The organism is Rhodococcus sp. ACS1, assembly GCF_002300155.1.
Classification (GTDB): Bacteria; Actinomycetota; Actinomycetes; order Mycobacteriales; family Mycobacteriaceae; genus Rhodococcus_F; species Rhodococcus_F koreensis.
Map to the genome: position 1 here is coordinate 21204 of NZ_NSDZ01000005.1, position 17331 is coordinate 38534.

Annotated in this window: 17 protein-coding genes and 1 pseudogene; 9 read left to right on the top strand and 9 right to left on the bottom strand. The window is 67.9% G+C overall.

The genetic code is table 11. The annotated features are described in order from the left end of the window. Window positions 1-29: 29 nt before the first annotated feature. Both CJ179_RS20815 and CJ179_RS20820 read right to left on the bottom strand, forming a co-directional pair. Window positions 30-434, bottom strand: a complete 405-nt coding sequence (locus tag CJ179_RS20815) for a nuclear transport factor 2 family protein (RefSeq protein WP_095862773.1) — start codon at window positions 432-434, stop codon at window positions 30-32. Then, window positions 431-1288, bottom strand: a complete 858-nt coding sequence (locus CJ179_RS20820; protein WP_095862774.1) for a crotonase/enoyl-CoA hydratase family protein — start codon at window positions 1286-1288, stop codon at window positions 431-433. Before CJ179_RS20820 ends, CJ179_RS20815 begins: the two co-directional genes overlap by 4 nt. 109 nt (window positions 1289-1397) lie before the next feature. On the opposite strand from CJ179_RS20820, the gene CJ179_RS20825 reads away from it, so the two are divergent. The 4 genes from CJ179_RS20825 to CJ179_RS20840 all read left to right on the top strand — a co-directional run bounded on the left by CJ179_RS20825 (window position 1398) and on the right by CJ179_RS20840 (window position 4827). Then, entirely contained in the window at window positions 1398-2003 is a 606-nt protein-coding gene (locus CJ179_RS20825) for a TetR/AcrR family transcriptional regulator (RefSeq protein WP_072949220.1), read from the top strand. Between the two features lie 4 nt (window positions 2004-2007). Then, window positions 2008-3009 carry a YihY/virulence factor BrkB family protein gene (locus tag CJ179_RS20830; protein ID WP_095862775.1) on the top strand — a complete coding sequence of 334 codons (1002 nt, stop codon included), beginning with the start codon at window positions 2008-2010 and terminating at the stop codon, window positions 3007-3009. Further along, window positions 3006-3368, top strand: coding sequence for a PH domain-containing protein (locus CJ179_RS20835; protein ID WP_087561913.1), 363 nt, complete (start codon window positions 3006-3008; stop codon window positions 3366-3368). The genes CJ179_RS20830 and CJ179_RS20835 overlap by 4 nt, the downstream gene beginning before the upstream one ends. Window positions 3369-3579: 211 nt before the next feature. Beyond that, window positions 3580-4827 (top strand): MFS transporter, encoded by a 1248-nt coding sequence (locus CJ179_RS20840; RefSeq protein ID WP_072949215.1) that lies wholly within the window; start codon window positions 3580-3582, stop codon window positions 4825-4827. 4 nt (window positions 4828-4831) lie between these two features. Here the strand turns inward: CJ179_RS20840 and CJ179_RS20845 are convergent, their stop codons facing one another. Beyond that, window positions 4832-6376, bottom strand: coding sequence for an acyl-CoA synthetase (locus CJ179_RS20845; RefSeq protein WP_095862776.1), 1545 nt, complete (start codon window positions 6374-6376; stop codon window positions 4832-4834). Window positions 6377-6424: 48 nt separating this feature from the next. Further along, window positions 6425-7738 carry an MFS transporter gene (locus tag CJ179_RS20850; RefSeq protein WP_072949212.1) on the bottom strand — a complete coding sequence of 438 codons (1314 nt, stop codon included), beginning with the start codon at window positions 7736-7738 and terminating at the stop codon, window positions 6425-6427. A 216-nt stretch (window positions 7739-7954) separates the two neighbouring features. Between CJ179_RS20850 and CJ179_RS20855 the strand changes: the two genes are divergently transcribed. The 5 genes from CJ179_RS20855 (at window position 7955) to CJ179_RS20875 (ending at window position 14072) form a co-directional block, all read left to right on the top strand. Then, entirely contained in the window at window positions 7955-9040 is a 1086-nt protein-coding gene (locus tag CJ179_RS20855; RefSeq protein WP_072949210.1) for a phosphotransferase family protein, read from the top strand. 35 nt (window positions 9041-9075) lie between these two features. Continuing rightward, a complete protein-coding gene (locus CJ179_RS20860) occupies window positions 9076-10305 on the top strand; it encodes an acyl-CoA dehydrogenase family protein (protein ID WP_095862777.1) in 1230 nt (409 codons plus the stop codon). Then, window positions 10302-11876, top strand: a complete 1575-nt coding sequence (locus CJ179_RS20865; RefSeq protein WP_095862778.1) for an acyl-CoA synthetase — start codon at window positions 10302-10304, stop codon at window positions 11874-11876. Before CJ179_RS20860 ends, CJ179_RS20865 begins: the two co-directional genes overlap by 4 nt. Window positions 11877-11889: 13 nt before the next feature. Then, the gene (locus CJ179_RS20870) at window positions 11890-13239 is read left to right on the top strand and encodes an MFS transporter (RefSeq protein ID WP_072949204.1); all 1350 of its coding nucleotides are present in this window, start codon (window positions 11890-11892) and stop codon (window positions 13237-13239) included. 65 nt (window positions 13240-13304) lie between these two features. Next, complete coding sequence (locus CJ179_RS20875) at window positions 13305-14072, top strand: LuxR C-terminal-related transcriptional regulator (RefSeq protein WP_095862779.1); 768 nt, start codon at window positions 13305-13307, stop codon at window positions 14070-14072. Here CJ179_RS20875 and CJ179_RS20880 read toward each other — a convergent pair. The 5 genes and pseudogenes from CJ179_RS20880 to CJ179_RS20900 all read right to left on the bottom strand — a co-directional run bounded on the left by CJ179_RS20880 (window position 14062) and on the right by CJ179_RS20900 (window position 17244). After that, entirely contained in the window at window positions 14062-14406 is a 345-nt protein-coding gene (locus CJ179_RS20880; RefSeq protein WP_072949200.1) for a hypothetical protein, read from the bottom strand. The genes CJ179_RS20875 and CJ179_RS20880 overlap by 11 nt on opposite strands. A gap of 16 nt (window positions 14407-14422) precedes the next feature. Next, window positions 14423-15054 (bottom strand): annotated as a pseudogene (locus CJ179_RS20885) (GTP cyclohydrolase II). Continuing rightward, the gene (locus CJ179_RS20890; RefSeq protein ID WP_095863567.1) at window positions 15051-15581 is read right to left on the bottom strand and encodes a flavin reductase family protein; all 531 of its coding nucleotides are present in this window, start codon (window positions 15579-15581) and stop codon (window positions 15051-15053) included. Before CJ179_RS20890 ends, CJ179_RS20885 begins: the two are co-directional and overlap by 4 nt. A 63-nt stretch (window positions 15582-15644) precedes the next feature. Beyond that, a complete protein-coding gene (locus tag CJ179_RS20895) occupies window positions 15645-16070 on the bottom strand; it encodes an SRPBCC family protein (protein WP_095862780.1) in 426 nt (141 codons plus the stop codon). A 4-nt stretch (window positions 16071-16074) separates the two neighbouring features. Further along, window positions 16075-17244, bottom strand: coding sequence for an LLM class flavin-dependent oxidoreductase (locus tag CJ179_RS20900; RefSeq protein WP_095862781.1), 1170 nt, complete (start codon window positions 17242-17244; stop codon window positions 16075-16077). Between the last annotated feature and the right edge of the window lie 87 nt (window positions 17245-17331).

Consider the following 17331-nt stretch of genomic DNA (forward strand, 5'->3'; position numbering starts at 1 on the left):
AGTGATGAGTGATGCGGTGGTGCAGGGTTTTACGACTGGGACAGCTGGGCGGCCATCCGTGGGATGAGCGCCTGCAGGCCCTTCACGGGCCGGACCATCACCTTGAACGACGTGATCTGGTCACGGTCGTTCCAGTGGATCAGGTCGATGCCGTTGACGTGGATGCCGTCGAGTTCGGTGGCGAATTCCAGGACCGCGGAACGATCGCCGTACCACTCCTCGACGTACCGGAAGCCGGTGCCGTCGAAGACGGTCAGGGCGGCGCCGAGGTAGGCCAGGACCTTCGGCTTCCCTTCCTGTGGAGTGAATACCGCGGGGGAGGAGAACACGGCGTCGTCCGCGACCAGGGCGTCGAGGGCGGCGAGGTCGCGGTGTTCGACGACGTGGTGCCAGCGGTCGACGACGCCGGGCCGGGCCGGCTGTGCGGCGGTCATCCGCGGAACGCCGGGGTCGGAAGGTCTTCGCCGAACACGTCCGGCAGGTCGTCGCGGACGCTGTCGGGGAACACGGCGGGCCGCTTCTCGAGGAACGCGGAGATGCCCTCACGCGCGTCCGGCCCGATACCGCGGATGTTGATGCCGCGGGTTTCGACGCGGTGCGCGATCATCGGATGCTCGGCGCCGAGCGCCCGCCACATCATCTGGCGGGACAGCGCCACGGACACCGGGGCGGAGTGCTCGGTGAGGCTCCGGGCCAGCGCGTAGGCCTCGTCGAGCAGGGACTCGCGCGGGTACAGCTTGTACACGAGGCCGGCGTCGTGGGCTTCCGTCGCGGGGAACACCCGGCCGGAGTACACCCAGTCGAGGGCCGTCTGCAGCGGGACGAGGCGCGGGAGGAACCACGTCGAGCAGGATTCGGGCACGATGCCGCGGCGGTTGAAGACGAATCCGATGCGGGCGTCGTCGGCGGCGAGACGGAAGTCGGCGGCGAGGGTCATCGTGATGCCCACGCCGACGGCGGGTCCGTTGATCGCGGCGATGATCGGCTTGCGGGATTCGAACATCCGGAGCACCACCCGGCCGCCGCCGTCGCGGCGGGCGTCGGCGCCCTCGTCCTCGTCCTGCCAGTGGTCGAACGTGGCGGCACCGGCCGACAGGTCGGCGCCCGCGCAGAACGCTCGTCCGGCTCCGGTGAGCACGATCGCCCGGACCGTGTCGTCCGCGTCGAGCTGGTCGTATGCGGCGATCAGCTCGTTCTCCATCGTGGTGGTGAATGCGTTGAGCTGGTCGGGCCGGTTCAGGGTGATCGTCGCGATGCCGTCGGCGACGTCGAGTCCGATGTGATCCATCGCACCAGCATGACATCGCTACCGAACGATCGCTAGAGCGGAATCTGTGACGGGACCCACTACTCTGGTGTGGTCGTGTGACGATCGGAGCGGGGACGGAGTACCAGGGATGTGCGCTGCAAAGGTGGCCGCTACGAGCACGGGTACCGGGCGGCAGGTGATCCTCGATTCCGCGGTCGCCAACATGAACGAACGCGGCTATCACGGCACGTCCATGCGCGATATCGCGCGCGGCGCCGATATCACCGTCGCGTCGATCTACCACCACTTCGCGTCGAAGCAGGAGATCCTGCAGGACATCATGGTGCGCGCACTGCACGACGCCATCGCGATGACCCGCGGCGCGCTGCTGCGTTCGGGCGGCGCCCCCGCCGACCAGTTGCAGGCGCTGATGCGGGCGTGGGTCATGTTCCACACCACCCGGCAGCGGGACGCGATGGTCGGTGCCACCGAGATCCGCAGCCTCGACGACCCGGGGCGCCGACTCGTCGTGGCCCTCCGCGACGAACAGGAGCACCTCTTCCGCGACGTCATCGAGCGTGGTGTCGAGGAGGGCGATTTCGCGACCGAATACCCGCGGGACGCGGTTCGCGGCATCATCAACATGGGGCAGTCTGTGTGCACGTGGTGGCACGCCGACGGTCCCCTGAAACCCGAAGAACTCGCCGAGCGCTACGCCGACCTCGCCCTCGCGATGGTGAAACCGGCCGTCTGATCGCATGAAATTCGCCCGAAGACTCGACGCCCTCCAGCAGCGATACCCGGCGATGGGTTTCCCGATCGCCGTCGCGTACAAATTCCTCGACGATCAGGGCGTGTACCTCGCGGCGTTGATCGCCTACTACGGGTTCATCTCGCTGTTTCCCCTCCTGCTGCTGCTGTCCACGGTGCTCGGGTTCGTGCTGTCCGGGCATCCCGAACTGCAGCAGGACATCATCGACTCGGCGCTCAGCCAGTTCCCCGTCATCGGAGCCGACCTGGCCGACCCGCACCGGATCGGCGGCGGAGTGACCGGCCTGGTGATCGGACTGGTCGGAGCCCTCTACGGCGGCCTCGGCGTGGCGCTGGCCTGCCAGAACGCCATGAACACGGCCTGGTCGGTTCCGCGCAACATGCGCCCCGACCCGATCCGCGGCCGGCTGCGGGGTCTGCTGCTGCTCGGCACGATCGGGCTCGCAATCCTGGGGACGGCCGCGGTCGCCGGGATCGGTGCCGCGACGCACCTGTCCGGTTCGTTCACGGTGCTGCTGACGCTCGCCGCGATCGCGATCAACTCGGTGATCTTCATCCTCGCGTTCCGGCTCGCCACCGCCCGCCCGCTGTGCGTCGCCGACGTGGCCCCCGGGGCCGTTGCGGCGGCCGTGCTGTGGCAGGTGCTGCAGTCGTTCGGTGCGTACTACGTGAGCAAGGTGGTGAGCACCGCGTCCGTGACGAACGGGGTGTTCGCCGTCGTGCTGGGACTGCTGGCGTTCCTCTTCCTCGCCGCCGCGGCCGTCGTGGTGTGCGTGGAGATCAACGTCGTCCGGGTGGACAGGCTGCATCCGAGGGCGCTGCTCGTGCCGTTCACCGACAAGGCGGAACTCGCGGTCGGCGACAAGCGGACGTTCACCGACCAGGCGAAGGCGCAACGCGCGGTCCCGCGTCAGGGAATCCACGTCACCTTCGACGAACTTTCTGGGACGATGGACGAGTCCGCACCGACGTCGAAGGAGGAGCCGTGACCGATCCGATCTTCGACAAGTCGGAACAGCTGAAACAGGTCCAGCAGGGGATTCTGCCCGGCGAGACGATCATCGCCGTGTACGACTGCATCGGCGCGGGCACCGGCTTCCTCGCGATCACGAACCTGCGCGTCGTGATCCAGGACAAGAGCTTCGTCGGCAAGCGCACCGCGATCACGTCGATCCCGTACAAGAACATCCGGTCCGTGTCGTTCCTCAGCAACAAGTCGTGGGCCGGCCAGTTCTTCTCGTCCAGCAGCATCGCCGTCGACGTCGCCCAGACCACGTACGAGGCCGATTTCCGCGGCATGGACAAGGCCCACCACGTGCACACGGTGATCCTGCAGCACATCACGTGACGTAGATCGCTCCGGTCCGGTGCACCGGGCCCACGTCTCACCTGCGGGCCCGGTGAGTGGAATCACGCCCGCGCGGATTGTTAATTCGCTTGCGGCCTCACCCATACTGGTACGAGCCGGATTGCCACCATCTCGGCCCGGTTCATCCTCAGGCGAGTCCACTGGACGTGCTCGCCGATCCTACGATCAGCCCGACGGGAGTCTTGCTGCCATGACGCCGCCTGCAGTTCACCTCACCGAACCTGCGGTCACCGCTCGTCCGTCTCTGCGTCCGCGGATTCCGTCACCGAGTCGGCGGGGCGCGATGCTCGCGCTTGCGCTCGGCGGGTTCGGTATCGGCACAACGGAATTCGCGTCCATGGGCCTGTTGCCGGCGATGGCTTCCGCGACGGGGGTGTCGGAGCCGGTGGCCGGGCACTTCGTGTCCGCGTACGCGCTCGGTGTCGTCGTCGGGGCGCCCGTCATCGCGGCACTGGCCGCCCGCGTGGAGCGGCGCACGCTGCTCATCGCGTTGATGGGCACGTTCGTGATCGGCAATCTCGCGACCGCGCTCGCCCCCGGATACGAAACGCTGCTCGCCGCCCGATTCCTCGCCGGGTTGCCGCACGGCGCGTATTTCGGCGTCGCGGCGCTGGTCGCCGCGCACCTCGCGGAACCGGGCAAGCGGGCCAAGGCGGTCGCGACCGTGATGATGGGTCTGTCCGTCGCCAACGTGATCGGGGTGCCCGCGACGGCGTTCTTCGGCCAGATCCTCGGCTGGCGGTCGGCGTTCGCGTTCGTGGTGCTCATCGGAATCGTGACGCTGGTGGCACTGGCGCGTCTCGTCCCGCCGCTGGCCGGGGTGCACGTGAGCAACCCGGTGGCCGAACTCGGGGCGCTGCGCCGGGGACAGGTGTGGATGACGCTGATCTTCGCGACGGTCGGGTTCGGTGGCTCGTTCGCGGTGTACACGTACATCAGTTCGACGCTCACCGACGTGTCCGGGCTGCCGCACTCGATGGTGCCGGTGGCGTTGATGCTGTTCGGTTCCGGGATGATCCTCGGCAACGTCGTGGGTGGGCGCATCGCCGACAACGCGGTGGTCCCCGGCCTGTTCGGGTGCATGATCGCCCTGATCTGCGTCCTCGCCCTGTTCGTCGTCGCCGCACACAACCCGGTGACGGCGCTGATCGTGCTGTTCTTCATCGGCATGGCGGTGACGTCGATCTTCCCGGCCGTCCAATCGCGGCTGATGGACGCGGCGGGTGACGCCAAGACGCTCGCGTCGACGCTGATCCACAGCGCGTTCAACCTCGCCAATGCGGGTGGTGCGTGGATCGGTGGCGTGGTGATCGCCGCCGGATACGGCTACACCGCCCCGGCCGCCGTCGGCACCCTGCTCGGCGTCGCCGGACTGATCGTCCTCACGATCGCCGTCCTCCTCGACCGCCGGCGCCGGCCGGAACCGGTCGCCGGCTGACGGTTCAGGCGTGCACCCCGGCGGCGTAGCGATCTCGTAGCGTGCCCTTGACGAGCTTCCCCGTGGGGGTGCGGGGGAGGTCGTCGCTGAAGACGAGGTTCCGCGGGACCTTGAACCGGGCGAGCCGTCCCCGCACGTGGTCGAGGAGTGCGCCGGCCAGCGCGTCGTCCCCGATCTCTCCCGGAACGGTCTGGACGACGGCCAGCACCGATTCACCCATCTCCTCGTCCGGGATCCCGATCACCGCGACGTCGAGGACGGCCGGGTGCTCGGTGAGGGTGTTCTCGATCTCCTGCGGATAGATGTTGACGCCGCCGGAGATGATCATGAACGACTTCCGGTCGGTGAGGAACAGATACCCGTCCTCGTCGAGATAGCCGACGTCGCCGGTGGTGGTCCACGTCGGGTGCTGCGGGTGCTGGGCGTCGCGCGTCTTCTCGGGGGCGTTGTGATATTCGAACGGCAGGGTGTCCCGCTCGAAGTACAGGGTGCCGACCTCGCCCGGTGCGAGGTCGGCACCGTCGTCGCCGCAGATGTGGGCGACGCCGAGGGCGGCGCGGCCGACGGTTCCGGGCCTGTGCAGCCATTCCTCCGAGTTCACCAGGGTCATGCCGTTGAGTTCGGTGGACGAGTAGTACTCCGACAGGATCGGACCCCACCAGTCGATCATCTGCCGCTTCACGTCCACCGGACACGGGGCGGCGGCGTGCACGGCGACACGCAGGCTGGACACGTCGTACTTCTCCCGCGTCGGCGCGGGCAGTTTCAGCATGCGGACGAACATCGTGGGCACCCACTGGCTGTAGGTGACGCGGAACTCCTCGATGTACGCGAGCGCCTTCTCGGCGTCGAAGCGGTCCATCACGACGACGGTGCCGCCGAGGGCCTGCACCGACGCGCAGGTGCGGAGCGGCGCGGCGTGGTACAGCGGGGCGGGTGACAGGTAGACAGTGTCGGGCGTGACTCCCCACACCGTCGCGTTCATCCCGGTCATGGTGTCGCCCGGGTCCTGGATCTGCCGTGCGGGCAACTCCGGTTTGATGCCCTTCGGGCGGCCGGTGGTGCCGGAGGAGTACAGCATGTCCGCCCCGCGCGGCTGGTCGGGCAGCGGAACGTCGGACTCCGCGGCCGCGGCCTCGTCGAGGGAGGCGTAGCCGGGAATCGTTCCCCCGAACGCCAGTCGGTGCTCGACACCGGGGGTGAGGGCGGGAAGTTCACCGGCGACCACGTCGAGTGCTGCGTCGACGATCAGCGCCCTGGCACCGCAATCGTCGACGACGTACGCGATCTCCGGTGGCGTGAGATGCCAGTTCACCATGGTGAGGTAGAGCCCGGAACGCATGGCGGCCCAGTAGATGTCGAAGATGGCGGGGGTGTTCGTGGCCAGCACCGCGACGTGATCCCCGCGGCGCAGGCCGAGGGCGTGCAGGTGGCGGGCGATGCGGACCGAGCGGGACTCGAGTTCGGCGAAGGTGACCGTCTGCCCGGTGCCGGCCATGATCACGGCCGGCTTGTCGGGTGTGGTGGCAGCATGAGCGCCGGGATACATGGTTACTCCAATTCGTGGTGGATCTCGAGTGGTGAATCCGCCTCGGCGTCAGCCGAGCTGCTCCTGCGCGACCTTGGACCGGCGTGCCACGCCGGCCACCGAGATCAGTCCGATCACCGCCGCCACGATCACGAAGACGGCGGGGGAGAGGATGTTTCCGGTCTTCTCCACGAGCCAGACAGCGACGAACGGCGCGGTGCCACCGGCGATGACGACACCGAGGTTCCAGCCCATCGCGACACCGGTGAAGCGGACGTCCTTGTCGAACAGCAGCGGCATGAGCGTGTACGAGCCGACCTGGGCTCCGATGGTGTTGACCATGATCAGCAGATAGGCGATCGCGGCGATCCACAGGCTGTGGTGCATGACGGCCATGGCGGGGTAGGTGACGATCGCGAATCCGGCGAAGCTGATCACGGTGAACCGCAACCGTCCGATGCGGTCGGCGAGCATGCCGCCGAGCGGCATCGCGAGTGCGACGACGCCGATGACGGCGGTCGCGATCCAGTAGACCGGGGTGCGTTCGTAGCCGAGGCTCTTCATCAGATGGATGCTCATATAGGTGAGGCCGATGTATGCGGTTCCGTTGCACGCCACACTGATTCCGACCGACTGCAGGAGGGCGAGCGGCTGACGCCGGAAGACGGCGACGACGGGCGCCTGGGCCGGCCCGGAATCGGCGTCCTCGCCGTGGGTTTCCTCGACCCGGGTGCGGGCCCACAGGCAGAGCAGCGTCAGCGGCAGCGCGAGCAGGAACGGGACCCGCCATCCCCAGCTCTCGAGTTGCACGTCGGTGGTGAACGCCGACACCGTGCCCGCGACCGCAGCGGCCATCGCGAACCCCATCGTGGAGCCGAGCGGGGTGAACGCGCCATAGGTGGCCTTGAGATGCCGCGGCGCCGATTCGGAGATGAACGTGGCCGAGCCGCCGACCTCGCCGCCGGCCGAGAATCCCTGGACCATCCGCACGAGAACGAGAAGCACCGTGGCCCAGATCCCCGCCTGCGCGTGGGTGGGCAGGAAGCCCATCGCCATGCTGCCGAGGCCCATGCAGACGAGCGTCGCGAGGAGGGCCTTCTTCCGCCCGAACCGGTCACCGATGTGCCCGAACACGATGCCGCCGAGCGGACGCATGAGGTAGGCGGTCCCGAACACGGCGAGCGCGGACAGCAGCGCGGTAGCCGGGTCGCTGCTGGGGAAGAACAGCGGCGCCATCACGATCGCGAGGTAGCCGTACAGGCTGAAGTCGTAGTACTCGATGAGGGTGCCCACGCCGCCTGCGATCGCGGCGCGGCGCGCTCGGACGCGGTCTTCGGCCCGCCATTCGGTGGTGGCAGCAGTCCCGGTCAACTGGTCCGTCATGGGTGTCCTGACCTTTCGAGGCGGATGAGACGTGCATCACTTCCGGGAGATCATGCCAACTGAACGATCGCTTGGCAAGTGCTTCGATTTTCGGGAATCTCAGCTATTAATTGCAGGATATAGGGATATTGACTTCCGACGCCCATTCGGCTGATGATGGGCACTGGCCGAACGAGCGTTTGGCTGAAGATCGAAGGACTTGAAAGGACGCAGCGGATGACGACGTCCCACGCCGAAGCGGACACCCACGAGGACCGGGAGGATTCGGCAGGCGTCGATCTCACCGCCCTCGCCCACTACCTCGACGGCGCGCTCGACGGCGGCGTGAGCGGCGACCTCGCTGTCTCGCTCATCAGCGGCGGCCGATCGAACCCCACCTACCGCGTCGCCGACGCCGACCGGACGTGGGTCCTGCGGCGGCCTCCGTACGGGCACGTTCTGCCGAGCGCCCACGACATGAAACGCGAGTTCACCGTGATCCGGGGGCTGGCCGGAACCGCCGTCCCGGTGCCCGAAGCGGTGCTGCTGTGCGAGGACGCGGACGTGCTCGGCGCGTCGTTCTACCTCATGGAACTGGTGGACGGCATGCCCGTCGGGACGGTCGAGCAGGCGTCCGCACTCACCCCCGGCGAGCGCCGCCGGCTCGGACTGGACCTGGCCGACACCCTGGCCGCACTCCACGACGTCGACCCGGACGCGGTCGGGCTCGGCTCGTTCGGACGCCCCGACGGCTACCTGGAACGCCAACTCGACCGCTGGTCCCGGCAATGGGAGGCCTCGCGCGCCGTCGATCGCCCCGAGGTGGCCGTGCTGCTCGACAAGCTGCGCCGTGCGCTGCCCACCTCACACTTCCCGGGCATCGTCCACGGCGACGTCAAACTCGACAACGTGCTCGCGTCCCGCGGCGACGCCGGGAAGATCGTCGCCGTCCTGGACTGGGAAATGGCCACCCTCGGCGACACCCTCGCCGACGTCGGGATCATGCTGAGCTTCTGGGACCAGCCCGGAGCGGTCGACAACCCGGTGACCAAGGGCCTCGCCCGACTCGACGGATTCCCCACCCGCGCCGAACTTCTCGACCGCTACGCCACACAGCGCGGCATCGAGATCCCCGACATCGACTGGTACACGGTGTTCGCCGACTTCAAGATCGCCGTCATCCTCGAGGGCATCAACGCCCGGCACGCACAGGGCGACACCGTCGGTGGGGGTTTCGACGACGTCGGCGACATGGTCGGCCCGCTGCTGCAGCGGGCGCTCGACCTCGCCGCGGCGTCGCCCGTGTCCGAGCTTCGCCGCTGACCGCGGCACCACCGAAACAGATTGGAGCCACGGAAGTGGAATTCGAGTACAGCCCGAAAGTCGTGGAACTGCAGGCGAAGCTGACGAAGTTCATGCAGGAGCGGGTGCTGCCCGCCGAGGCGATCGCCGAGGAACAGCTCGCGTCCAAACCGGACCACTGGGGTGCGCCGCCGATCGTGGCCGACCTGAAGGCCGCCGCCAAACGCGAGGGCCTGTGGAACCTCTTCCTCCCCGCCCGCGAGGGCGCGGGCCTGACCAACCTCGAGTACGCGCCGCTCGCCGAACTCACCGGCTGGAGCCCGCTGATCGCCCCCGAGGCGGTCAACTGCAACCCGCCGGACACCGGCAACATGGAACTGCTGCACCTCTACGGCACCGACGAGCAGAAGCAGCAATGGCTCGCCCCGCTGCTCGACGGCGAATTCCGCTCGTGCTTCTCGATGACCGAACCGGACGTCGCGAGCTCGGACGCCAACAACGTCCGCCTCGAGATCGCCGACGACGGCGACAGCTGGGTGCTGACCGGACGCAAGTGGTGGTCCACCGCGGCGCTGCGCGACGACTGCCGGGTGGCGATGGTCATGGGCGTCACCGACCCCGGCGCCCCGATCGGCAACCGGCACAGCATCGTTCTCGTCCCGATGGACACGCCGGGCCTGACCATCGTCCGGTCCACCACCGTGCTCGGTTTCTCCGACCGCCACGAAGGCGGCCACGGCGAGGTCGTCTTCGACAAGGTCCGCGTCCCCAAGGCGAACCTCCTCGGTCCGCGCGGCAAGGGCTTCGCCGTCGCGCAGGCCCGGCTCGGTCCGGGGCGCATCCACCACTGCATGCGACTGATCGGGATGGCCGAACGGGCCATCGCGCTGATGACCGAACGCGCCCGCACCCGCGTCGCGTTCGGCAAGCCCCTCGCGGACGAGGGCGTCGTGCAGGCGACCGTCGCGGACGCCCGGATCCACCTCGACGCCGCCCGGCTGCTGGTGCTGCGGGCCGCCTGGCGGATGGATGTCGAGGGCACCAAGGCGGCCCGCCACGACATCGCCGCCGCCAAGGTGATGGTCCCGCTGACCGTCAAGCGGATCGTCGACGACGCGATGCAGATCTTCGGCGGCGCCGGCCTGTCGCAGGACACGATCCTGCCGGTCCTGTACGCGCAGGCCCGATTCCTGCAGATCGCCGACGGCCCCGACCAGGTGCACCGCCGCTCGCTCGCCCGCGCCGAGTTCGCCGCCACCCCGGTCCTGAAAGAAGTCCGCGGGTGACCGAGGACAGGACGCGCGCCCGGCAGCAGAGCATCGGCGACATTCCACGTCGTTCTGCGGCGCGTTTCCCGCACAAGCTCGCCGTGGTGCACCGCGACGTCCGGCTCACGTTCGCCGAATTCGACGCCGTGATCGACCGGGTCGCGGCGGCCCTGCACGCCGAGGGGCTGACGCGGGGCGACCGGCTGGCGTTGCTGTCGCACAACTGCTGGCAGTACCCGGTGCTGAACTTCGCGACCGCCCGGCTCGGGGTGGTCCTCGTCCCGATCAACTTCATGCTCACCGGCGGGGAGATCGGGTACATCCTCGACGACTGCGCCGCCGACGCGTTCGTCGTCGAGGACGCGCTGGTGCCCGTCGCCGAGACGGCGCTCACGGAGTCGAAGGGAAGCGTCCGGGTGCGGGCGGCGATCCCGCTGGCCGGGGCGGGGGTTCCGGACGGGTGGGTCTCGATGGCCGGTTGGACGGACGGCGAATTCGCCTCGCCACCCGAGGTGTTCGTGGCGGACGACGACGTCGTCCGCATCATGTACACGTCGGGCACCGAATCACGGCCGAAAGGCGCGATGCTCACCAGCCGGTCCCTGATGTGGCAGTACATCAGTTGCATCGTCACCGGCGGCATGAGCAGCAACGACGTGGAGGTGCACGCACTGCCGCTGTACCACTGTGCCCAGCTCGACAACTTCCTCAGCACCGACATCTATCTCGGCGCGACGAGCATCATCGTCGACGGACCCGACCCCCGGGTGCTGCTGCGCACCATCGAGACCGAGCGGGTAACCAACCTGTTCTGCCCGCCGACGGTGTGGATCTCGCTGCTGCAGTCGCCCGACTTCGAGCACACCGACCTGCGGTCGCTGCGCAAGGGCTACTACGGGGCGTCGCCGCTGCCGCTGGAGATCCTGCGGGAGATGAACCGCCGATTGCCGGGCATCCGGTTGTGGAACTTCTACGGGCAGACGGAGATGGCGTCGCTCGCGACGGCTCTCGGGCCGGAAGATCAAGAGACACGCGGCGGTTCGGCGGGGAAGCCCGCTCTCAACGTGGAGACGCGGATCGTGGACGACCGCAACCTGCCGCTCCCCGCGGGCGAGGTCGGCGAGATCGTGCACCGCAGCCCGCACGCCACCGTCGGCTATCTCGGGCAACCCGAGAAGACCGCGGAAGCGTTCGCGGGCGGCTGGTTTCACTCCGGCGACCTCGGCTACCTCGACGAGGACGGATACCTCTGGGTGGTCGACCGCAAGAAGGACATGATCAAGACCGGCGGCGAGAACGTCGCCACCCGCGAGGTCGAGGAAACGCTGTACGAACTCGACGGCGTCGGTGAGGCCGCCGTGTTCGCGGTACCGCACCCCCGGTGGATCGAAGCGGTCGCCGCCGTCGTGGTTCCGTCCGCCGGCGTCGAACTCGACGAGAAAGACGTCGTCGAGCACTGCCGCACCCGGCTCGCCGGCTACAAGGTGCCCAAATACGTGATCGTCGCCGACTCCCTACCGAAGAACCCGAGCGGCAAGATCCTCAAACGCGTCCTCCGAGACACTTTCGGTTCCATTGCCCAAGACTGAGCAGGAGACCCCCATGCCCACCGCCTCGCATGCGGTCCCGCCGAAGCCGCGCGCGGCCCGCGCGTCCTTCGCCGCCGCCATCTCGACGTCGCTCGAGTGGTACGACTTCTTCATCTACGCCACCGCGGCCGCACTCGTCTTCAACACCACTTTCTTCGCGACCGACAGTCAGGTCGTCGCCGCACTCAATTCATTCGCCACCGTGGCGGTCGGGTTCATCGCCCGGCCCATCGGCGGTGTGCTCGCCGGCCACTTCGGCGACAAGGTCGGCCGCAAACCCGTTCTCGTCGCCGCCATCGTGATGATGGCCGTCGCCACCTCACTGATCGGTCTCGTGCCGAACACCCAGCTCGTCTGGCTCGCGCCCACGATTCTCGTGACCCTGCGGATCTGCCAGGGCCTCGCTGTCGGGGCGCAATGGGGCGGCGCCGTCCTCCTCGCCACCGAAAACGCCCCCGCGGGACGTCGCGGGTTCTACGGCAGCTTCGCGCAACTCGGCGTGCCCATCGGCGTCGTCCTCGGAAACGTCGTCTTCCTCGTCATCACAGCGGCATTCGACTCCGAGTCGTTCCTCGCCTGGGCGTGGCGCATCCCGTTCTGGATCAGCCTCGTGATGCTCCCGGTCGCGTTCCTCATCCACCGCTACCTGGAGGAGACACCCGAGTTCCAGGAGCTGTCGAAGAAGCTGGCCGAGGCGCCGGCGGCACGAAAGTCTCCGATCCTGCAGGTGCTGCGCAAGAACCCCGGCACCGTCCTCACCGCCGCCGGAGCGAACGCCATCGGCGTCATCTTCTTCTACACGATGATCACCGGCTCCGTGCAGTTCGCCACCACGTACCTCGGGATCGAACGATCCACCGTCCTCGGGTTCATCCTCGCCGCCTGCGTCCTGATGATTCCGCTGGTCCCGTTGGCCGGATACCTCTCCGACCTCTACGGCCGGAAGCTGATCTTCGGCATCGGCACCGCCGGGATGCTGCTGTGGGGAATTCCGATGTGGCTGATGATCGGACACTCGAGCCAGGGCGAACTGTGGCCGTTCGCGCTGGCCGTCTTCGGCGCCGTGATCGTCATGTCGTTCCAGACCGGAACGCAGGGAACGCTGTTCGCGGAACTGTTCCCGCCCGAGATCCGATTCTCCGGAGCGTCCCTCGGCTATCAGATCTCCGCCATCATCGGTGGCTTCTCCCCGATGGTCATGGTGCTGCTCATCAACGGCGACGCCTCCAACGCGTGGCGGGTCGGGGCCTTCCTCGCCGGCGCCGGAATCGTCGGGCTGCTCTGCCTCGTCGCGATCGTGCGGAAGTACTCGTCGCCGGACGTCCAGCAGTCGGCTGCCCGCCGGTCCACCGTGGCGGCCTGAGGTGACGTGAGTGGCAAAGTGTGGTCGGGCACGCTTTGCCACTCACCTGGGGATCGGAGGCGAACATGGGTACCGGATCCTGGAGGGACGTGCTGTCCCGCTCGCAGATGCACGGCATCCTCGAGGTCCTCGAATCGTGCTGCGACGTCGACGACCCCGCCGACTACAAGCGGACCGTCGTGGAATCCATTGCGACGGTGTTCCGGGTCCGCGACGTCACGTTCTTCTTCGGACCGACATTTGCCGACATCTTCGCCGACCCCGCTCCGCTGCTGACGGGTGCCGCCTCCCCGCTGCTGCACGAGTATCACGCCCGCTGGCGCGACAAGGACATCTTCGCGCTCCCCGAGGCGCGCCGCTCGCTGACCGATACCGGGTTCATTTCCCTGGACCACCTGCATGCGCTGCCCGCGCCGCAACGCTCCTACGTCGAGGACTACCTGCACCCACACGGGATGGGAACGGCGTCGGCGCTGCACCTCCGGCTCGCCGACGGCGAAGCTCTGGTGGGCATGTTCGATCGGGAACGGAGCTGGGATGCGAGTGAGACTCTGGCAGTGCAGTTTCTTGCTCGCCAACTCCGCGCCCAGAGCAGGTCGATACGGCTGGCGGGGGAAGACGGAACCGTCGATCAACTGAGCAGCCTGACCCCGCGCCAGATGCAGGTGGCCGAATTGGTGAGCGACGGTCTGAGCAACAACGAGATCGCCGGGGTGCTCTCGCTGTCCGAATTCACCGTCAAGAAGTATGTGAGCCGAATCTTCGAGTCCACCGGTCTGAAGAACCGGGCGTCGCTGACCGCGTGCGTGCTCCGGCGAGGACCTACGGTGTGAGCGGCGAATAGGCGATGACGGTCAGCCCGTGGGGTGACCGAAGCATCACACGGCACTCGTGATCGCCGACGGTCGGTTCGCCCACATCCCATCCCGCGTCCCGTGCGAGCGTCGCGGCCGCGGTGACGTCGTGCGTCTTCCCCATCAGGCACCAGGGCGGCACGTCCGTCTCGTCGGACAGGCACAGGGTCGTGAACTTCGCCCACGCACGCCCGTCGCTGAACGCAGCGGGGCCGAGGACCTCGGTGAGGTCGTCGAATGCCTCCGCCCAGTGCGGGGTGGAATGCATCACCGACAGCTTCTCGAATACGTGACTCAGCGGGACGCGTTCCATGGTTTCTCCTGACGTGTCAGTGGCGGGTGACGAGATGTGCGTGGGTGAGGTTGTGGCCGAGCCGATCCCGCTTCGATGCGAGATACCGGGTGTTGTGATCGTTCGGCGCGATCTCGAGCGGCGTGGTGCCCGCGACGGTGATGCCGGCCGCGGCAAGCCCGGCGGTCTTGGCCGGGTTGTTGCTGAGCAGATCGATGCGGTCGACGCGCAGGTCGCGGAGAATGGCCGCGGCATCGGCGTAGTCGCGGGCGTCGACGGGCAACCCGAGTTGCAGGTTGGCGTCGACGGTGTCGAGGCCCAACCGGTCCTGGAGTTGGTACGCGGCGATCTTCGCGGCCAGCCCGATGCCGCGGCCTTCGTGCCCCCGCAGGTACAGCAGCACCCGGCGCCGGCGTCGGCGATACGCTCCAGCGCGGCGGACAGTTGCGGGCCGCAGTCGCAGCGCCGCGATCCGAGGACGTCGCCGGTGAGGCACTCGCTGTGGACGCGGGTCAGCGCGGTGCCGACGGTCGGATCGCCGAACACCATGGCCAGGTGCTCGATCCCGGTGGCCGAGCGGTAGGCGATCGCGGTGAACGCGCCGTGATCGGTGGGGACGACGGCGTCGGCGCAGCGGACGACGCAGGGAATAGGTTCGACCGCAGTCATGCCGGGCCCGCGGGGGTGAGCTGGTGGAACGTGGACGTGTAGAACAGCAGCGGGTCGGGGGTGTCGGTGGCGCCGAGTTCGACGACACGGCCGACGACGAGGTCGTGGTCGCCGACAGCTTGGACGAGGTCGATGTGGCAGTCGACCCAGGCGTGCGCGCCGGTGAGGCGGGGAGAACCGGTGGTGGCGGGGGTCCAGTCGATTCCGTGGAATTTGTCGGTGCCGCTGCGGGCGAAGGCGCGGCCGAGTTCGTGTTGGTCGGCGGCGAGGATGTTGGCGCAGAAGCGGCCGGAGGCGGCGACCTTGGGGAAGGTGGTGGAATGCCGGCCGACGAAGAAGGCGACGAGGGCGGGGTCGAGGGAGACGGAGCTGAAGGAGCCGACGGTCAGTCCGACGGGGTTGCCGGTGTCGTCGAGTGCGGTGACGGCGACGACGCCGGTGCAGAATTTTCCGAGGACGGTGCGGTAGGCGTCCGCGATGTCTTCGGGGGTGGTGGCGGTGATGTGCGGTGAGGTGGGGGTTCGCATCGGTACCTTCTTCGGTGCTGAATGTTCGGAGTCCGCCGGACGGAAGCGGACTCCGAACAAGGTCTATCCGCGGACGGACGGATTCGAGACTAGGATCGACAACTCGTCGAGCGCAGCGCGATAGATCGATTCGATCGCCGTCGCCAACTCCGACTCGACCTCCGCCGAGTCCGCGGCGAGCGTCGCGGCCCACTCCACGGTGCAGGACTCCGACGACGTGCCGAGCACGGAGATGGTGGACCGGTAGTGCGTCAACGGCAATGGGCCGTCGATGTACTCGTAGGTGTACCGGCGTTCGCTGTCACTGTGCTCGGCGATCCGCTCACGGGCGGGCTGACCGTCGGCGAAGACGATGTGGCGGATCCCCTGCTCCATCCGGGCGGCCGCGACTGACGGAATCCATTCGGCGATGGTTCCCGGGTCGCCGACGCGGTCCCAGATCGTGTCGGCACCGACGGGGAACTGCTTCTGAATGCTGATCTCGGCCATCGCCCTACACCCGTCCCAGCTCGGCCTCGTACTTCTTCGTCATGTGCGCGACGGCCTTCCTGTGTTCGTCCGCCTGCCCCTCCCGCACCCGGCGGGCACGCTCGTCCGCGTCGAGCAGCGGCTGCGCCTGGCCCTGGAAGAACGGCATGACGTCCCGGGCGAACAGCTCGTACGATCGCGCGGTGGCCTGCGGGTTGGCCCAATCATGACCCTGCAGAAGCAGAGTGCCGAAGCCGCCCGACTGATCGACGAGACGCTGGACCTGTGCGCGGGCCTCCTCCGCGGTGCCGATGACGCCGATGCCGGAGTTGTTGATGAAGTCGATCATCTCGCGCTTGTTCTCGCCCTCGACCGCCATCTGCGGGAACGCGGCAACGTGCTGCAGGTACTTGAACCAGTGTTCGATGCCGTGCTCGACATCGCGGTAGGCCTGCTCCCGCGTTTCGGCGATGTGGAAGGGACCCACCAGCCGCCACTTCGAGCGATCGACGTCCTCGCTCCGGCCCGCGAGCGTCGCGAATTCCTCGAGCATTCCCCAATGATGTTGCAGAGCACTGAATCCGTCGGCGGTCAGTGTCGCGGCGATCGACAGCAGCCCGATTCCGTGGTGGCCGGCCAGTCGCGCTCCCGTCGGGGAGGCGATCGCGGCGACGACCACGTCGAAGAGGGGAGAGGAGTACGGCGCCATCTGAATGCACGCGTCGACGAGCGTATGGGTCCGCGTCTTCGCGCTCACCGTCTCACCCCGCAGCAGGCGCATGATGATGTCGGTGTTCTCCGCGAGCAATTCGCGGGTGTCGATCTGCGACAGACCGAGCATCGCCGCATCGGTCGGCAGGGACCCGGGACCGAGGCCGAACAGGACGCGACCGTGGGTCAGGTGGTCGAGCATCACCATCCGCTCCGCCGCCCACAGCGGATTGTGGTACGACACCGACGTCACCCCCGTTCCCAGCTTGATGCGGCTGGTCCGTTCGCCGGCGGCGGCGATCATGATTTCCGGGGACGCGTAGATTTCGGAGCCCGCCGAATGATGTTCCCCGAACCAGGCCTCGTCGTAGCCCAGCCTCTCGAGCAACTGAACCAACTCCAGGTCGCGCTGCAACAACAGCGTCGGATTCTGACCCGGTGTGTGGATCGGCGCCAGAAACGTTCCGAACTTCAGCCTGCTCATGATCACTCCTGTGTGACGGGGGCAACAGTGAGTGAAACGCTATGGCCGCGAGTACATCGCGTGTAGTCCTCTAAAGGAGACACTTCG